Here is a 5,402-nt window from a genome sequence, read left to right on the forward strand (position 1 = left end):
CGTCGGGGCCGACCGCGCACGCGGCGAGCGTCACCGACATCGCGAGCGCGGAAAAACGGAAAGCGGCGCTCATCGGTTTTCTCCTTCGAGGGTGCCGTGGTGTTCGCTCCACACGGCCGGCGTGCCGCCCGCGAGCTTGCGGATCGCCACATAGAACACGGGCGTCAGGAACAGCCCGAACAGCGTGACGCCCAGCATCCCCGCGAACACGGTGATGCCGGTGGCCGCCCGCACTTCGCTGCCCGCGCCGCCGCCGATCAGGAGCGGCACCGAGCCCGCGATGAACGCGACCGACGTCATCACGATCGGACGCAGCCGCAGCTTGCACGCTTCGAGCGCGGATTCGATCACGCCCTTGCCCTGGATTTCGAGCTCGCGTGCGAACTCGACGATCAGGATCGCGTTCTTGCACGCCAGCCCCATCAGCACGACGAGACCGACCTGCACGAACACGTTGTTGTCGCCGCCCGACAGCCACACGCCGAACAGCGCGGCGCAGATGCACACGGGCACGATCAGGATCACCGCGAGCGGCAGCGTCCAGCTCTCGTACAGCGACGCGAGCACGAGGAACACGAGCATCACCGCGAGCGGGAACACGACGATCGCCGCGTTGCTCTGCGTGACCTGCTGATAGCTGAGGTCGGTCCATTCGAGCGTGATGCCCGGCGGGAGCACTTCCTTCGCGATCTGCTGGAGCTTCTCGATCGCCTGCGACGACGACATCACCTTCGGATCGGCATCGCCGATCAGGTTCGCGGCCGGATAGCCGTTGTAGCGAACGACCGGGTCGGGCCCGTACGCGGGCGCCACCGTCACCATCGAGCCGATCGGCACCATCTCGCCCTTCGCGTTGCGCGTGCGCAGGTTCGCGATGTCGGCGGCCGTCTGCCGGTGGCCGGCATCCGCCTGCGCCATCACGCGGTACACACGGCCGAACAGGTTGAAGTCGTTCACGTACATCGAGCCGAGATAGACCTGCAGCGTGCTGAACAGGTCGGTCAGCGCGACGCCCTGCGCCTTCGCCTTCAAGCGGTCGACCTTCACCTCGAGCTGCGGGATGTTCGCCTGGTACGAGCTGACCGGGTAGCTCATCCCCGGCGTCTTCGCGACCGCGCCCTGGAACGCGGTGAGCGCGTTCTGCAGCGCGCCGTAGCCGAGCCCGCCGCGATCCTCCAGGTACAGCGAATAGCCCGAGCCGTTGCCGAGGCCCTGGATCGGCGGCGGCATCAGCGCATAGGTAATGCCGCCGCCGATGGCCGCGAAGCGCGCGTTCAGGTCCGCGTTGATCTGCGCGGCGCTGCGGTGGCGCTGGTCGAACGGCTTCAGGATCACGTACGAGTTCGTGATATTCGGCGTGTTCACGCCCTGCAGCGCGTTCAGCCCGGCAAACGCCGGCACCATCTCGACACCATCGGTGCCGAGCGCGATCTTCGTCATCTGCTCGGTCACCTCGCTGGTGCGCGCGAGCGACGCGCCTTCCGGCAGCTTCGCGCCCGCGAACAGGTACAGCTTGTCCTGCACGGGGATGAAACCGCCCGGCACCGCGTTGAGCAGCAGCGTGGTCGCCGCGAGCAGCGCCGCATAGACCGCGAACACCACCCCGCGCCGCTTCAGCGTGCGCGACACGAAGCCGTGATAGCGATCGGAACTGCGGTCGAAGAAGCGGTTGAACGGATGGAACAGCCAGCCGAACGCGCGATCGAGGCCGCGCGTGAGCGCATCCTTCGGCGCACCGTGCGGACGCAGCAGCTTCGCGGCGAGCGCGGGCGACAGCGTCAGCGAGTTGATCGCGGAGATCACCGTCGAAATCGCGATCGTCACCGCGAACTGCCGGTAGAACTGGCCCGTCACGCCCGACATGAACGCCATCGGCACGAACACCGCGCACAGCACCAGCGCGATCGCGACGATCGGTCCCGACACCTCGCGCATCGCCTGGTGCGCGGCGTCGCGCGGACTCAGGCCCTGCGCGATGTTGCGCTCGACGTTCTCGACGACCACGATCGCATCGTCGACGACGATCCCGATCGCGAGCACGCGCCCGAACAGCGTCAGCGTGTTGATCGAATAGCCGAGCAGATAGAGCCATGCGAACGTGCCGACCACCGAGACGGGCACCGCGACGAGCGGAATGATCGACGCGCGCCACGTCTGCAGAAAGAGGATCACGACGAGCACGACCAGCACGACGGCCTCGATCAGCGTGTGCTGCACCGCGCGGATCGATTCACGCACGAACACCGTCGGATCCCACACGGGCCGGTACGCGACGCCGGGCGGGAACCGCTTCGACAGCTCGTCGAACTTCGCATACACGGCCTTCGCAACCTCGAGCGCGTTCGCGCCCGGCGACAGGAAGATGCCGACCACCGCCGATGGCTTGTCGTTGAAATACGAGCGCAGCGTGTAGTCGCCCGCGCCGAGCTCGATGCGCGCGACGTCGGACAGCTTCACGACCTGCCCGTCGTCGCCGGTGCGCAGCACGATGTCGCTGAACTCCTGCACCGTGCGCAACCGGCCGCGCACGTTGATCGACAGCAGGAAGTCGTTCTTCTTCGGCGACGGCTCCGCACCGAGCTGGCCGGCCGACACCTGCACGTTCTGCTCGCGCACGGCGGCAATCACGTCGCTCGCGGTCAGCCCGCGGGACGCGAGCCGGTTCGGGTCGAGCCACAACCGCATCGCATAGTCGCCGGAGCCGGACAGGCCGACGTCGCCGACACCCGTGAGTCGCGACAGCTCGTCCTTCACGTGCAGCGTCAGGTAGTTGCGCAGGTACAGCGAATCGCGGCTGTTGTCCGGCGAATAGAGGCTCACGTACATCAGGGGCGTGGGCGACTGCTTCTGCGTGGTCACGCCGTACTGGCGCACCTCGTCGGGCAGGCGCGACAGCGCCTGGCTCACGCGGTTCTGCACGCGCACGGCGGCCGTGTCGGGATCGACGCCCTGCAGGAACGTGACGACGACCTGCAGGCTGCCGTCCGAACCGGCGACCGACTTCATGTACATGATGCCTTCGACGCCGTTGATCGCCTCTTCCAGCGGTTCGGCGACCGATTCGGCAATTTCCTTCGGGTTCGCGCCCGGATACGTCGCTCGCACGACGACGCTCGGCGGCACGACTTCCGGGTATTCGCCGGCGGGCAGCATCGGGATCGAAATCAGGCCGATCGCGAAGATGACGATCGACAGCACGACCGCGAAGATCGGCCGGTCGATGAAGAATCGGGAGAAATCCATTGCCTGTCTCCCGTTACTGCACGGCCGGCGCGCCGGCATCGGCGACGGCCTGCGTGCCGTTGCCCGTGCCGTTGCCCGGACCGTTGCCCGGACCGTTGCCTGCGCCATTGCCGGCACCCGCATCGGCGCGCGCGGGCAGCGCCTTCGGCTTCACCTGCGCGCCGGGGTAGTAGATCCGCTGCACGCCGTCGACGACCACGCGGTCGCCCGCCTGAATCCCCTTCTCGATGATCCGCTCGCCATCCAGCCCGCGGCCGATCGTCACGTCACGGCGCAGCGCCTTGTCGCCGGGTCCGATCACATACACGTACTTGCGGTCCTGGTCGGTGAGCACGGCCTTGTCGTCGACGAGCAAAGCATCCTGGTCGCGGCCGCTGACGAGCTGCACGCGCGCATACAGGCCCGGCGTAAACGTATGGTCCGCATTCGGCAGCCGCACGCGCGCGCGGATCGTGCCCGTTTGCGGGTCGAGCCGGTTGTCGAGGAAGTCGACGGTGCCCGCATGCGGGAAACCCGTCTCGTTCGCGAGGCCCACGCGCACCGGATCGGCGCCGATCGCGCGATGCTGCGGATCGGCGCGCCGCGCGTTGTAGCGCAGGTAGCTCTGTTCGTCGCAATCGAAATACACGTAGACGGGGTTCTGCGACACGACGGTCGTCAGCAGCGTGTCGTCCGCACGCGCCAGGTTGCCGACGGTGGCGACCGCACGGCCGACGCGGCCCGCGATCGGCGCGCGCACTTCGGTGAAGCCGAGATTGAGCTTCGCGTCGGCGACGGCCGCGTCGGCCGCCTGCAGGTCCGCACGCGCCTGCTCGGCGGTGGCGCGCGCGTTGTCGAGTTCTTCCTGCGACGTCGCATGCGCATCGATCAGCGTCTGCACGCGCTTGAGCTGCACGTTCGCGAGGCTCGCGGCCGCGCGGGCCCGTTGAAGCTGCGCGTTCGCGCGATCGAGCGCGATCCGGTACGGACGCGGGTCGATCTCGAACAGCAGCGCGCCCTGCGCGACCAGGTCGCCTTCCTTGTAGGCGACGCGCTGCAAATAGCCGCTCACGCGCGGCCGCAGTTCGACCGCGTCGACGGCTTCGACGCGTCCGTTGAATTCGTCCGCGAGGCGGATCGTGCGCGGCGCGATGGTAGCAACGCCGACTTCGGGAAGGGTTTGGGCCGACGATGCGCCTTTGCCGTCGTGACAGCCCGACAACGCCAGCAGCAGTGCACAGGCCGCACCCAAAGGCGACGTCCTGCGTAGGGATAAGGAGAGCATGATGCCTCGCGACGGGTTAAACTGCCGCGTAGCATAAAAGTTGAAGTTAACTTCAAGTCAAGTTTTCCCGGAGGAGCAACATGGGTATCCAGGAAATCCCGCAATGGCCGCTGATGTCGATCCGCGAAGTGGCCGCGCGCAGCGGCGTACCGGCGTCGACACTGCGGTTCTACGAGACGCGCGGGCTCATCAAGTCGCACCGCAACGGCTCGAGCCATCGCCACTATTCGCGCGCGGTGCTGCGGTTGATCGCGTTCATCGTGTTCGCGCAGAAGATCGGCTATACGCTCGACGAGATCGCCGAGCAGCTCGTCAGCCTCCCCGAGGACACCGCGCCGAGCAACAAGGACTGGCAGCGGCTGTCGCGCGGCTGGAAGCAGCGCGTTGCGAACCGGATCGAGGAGTTGCAGCGCCTGTACATCAACCTCGACGAATGCATCGGCTGCGGCTGCCTGTCGCTGAAGCGCTGCAAGCTGACGAACCCGGAGGACCGCGCGGGCCGCAACGGGCCCGGCGCGCGACGCTGGCTCGGCGACAAGCCGCCGACGGATATCGAATGACCGGCAGGCCGGGCGTGGCGTGCGATGCCGTGCCGGGCCACCGGGGTCGATTGCGTCACCCGACGCGCCAGCCGCCGTTCACCGCGATCGTCGCACCGGTGACGAACGATGCACGCGGCCCGGCGAGCCACGCGACCGCGTCCGCGATATCGTCCGGATGCCCGGCGCGGCCGGCCGGCGTCTGCTCGCGGATCGTCGCGGCGATGGCCGGTGCAACGCCGCTTTCGCCGAAGAAGCGCGTGTCGGCGATATAGCCGGGCGCAACCGTATTGACCGTTGCGCCGCGCGGCCCGAGTTCGCGCGCCAATGCGACGGTGAACCCTTCGACACCGGCC

At 67.8% G+C, this 5,402-nt stretch carries 4 protein-coding genes; 1 reads left to right on the forward strand and 3 read right to left on the reverse strand.

Going from position 1 to position 5,402, the window contains the following annotated elements; all coding sequences use genetic code 11:
• Positions 1-69: 69 nt before the first annotated feature.
• Positions 70-3,243, reverse strand: coding sequence for an efflux RND transporter permease subunit (locus G3N93_RS32880; RefSeq protein WP_206134824.1), 3,174 nt, complete (start codon positions 3,241-3,243; stop codon positions 70-72).
• Between the two features lie 13 nt (positions 3,244-3,256).
• The gene (locus G3N93_RS32885) at positions 3,257-4,507 is read right to left on the reverse strand and encodes an efflux RND transporter periplasmic adaptor subunit (protein WP_206134825.1); all 1,251 of its coding nucleotides are present in this window, start codon (positions 4,505-4,507) and stop codon (positions 3,257-3,259) included.
• Between the two features lie 80 nt (positions 4,508-4,587).
• On the opposite strand from G3N93_RS32885, the gene soxR reads away from it, so the two are divergent.
• Entirely contained in the window at positions 4,588-5,067 is a 480-nt protein-coding gene (gene soxR / locus G3N93_RS32890) for a redox-sensitive transcriptional activator SoxR (protein ID WP_174945811.1), read from the forward strand.
• Between the two features lie 55 nt (positions 5,068-5,122).
• On the opposite strand, the gene G3N93_RS32895 is transcribed toward soxR, so the two are convergent.
• Positions 5,123-5,402 (reverse strand): SDR family oxidoreductase (locus G3N93_RS32895; protein WP_206134826.1); only part of this gene is annotated, 280 nt, incomplete at its 5' end.

Origin of the sequence: Burkholderia sp. Se-20378, assembly GCF_017104665.1 — a bacterium.
Taxonomy (GTDB): Bacteria; Pseudomonadota; Gammaproteobacteria; order Burkholderiales; family Burkholderiaceae; genus Burkholderia; species Burkholderia lata.

Coding starts and splice junctions, on each gene's coding strand:
- G3N93_RS32885 (WP_206134825.1), bottom strand. CDS start 4,507: ATGCTCTCCTTATCCCTACGCAGGACGTCGCCTTTGGGTGCGGCCTGT.
- soxR (WP_174945811.1), top strand. CDS start 4,588: ATGGGTATCCAGGAAATCCCGCAATGGCCGCTGATGTCGATCCGCGAA.
- G3N93_RS32880 (WP_206134824.1), bottom strand. CDS start 3,243: ATGGATTTCTCCCGATTCTTCATCGACCGGCCGATCTTCGCGGTCGTG.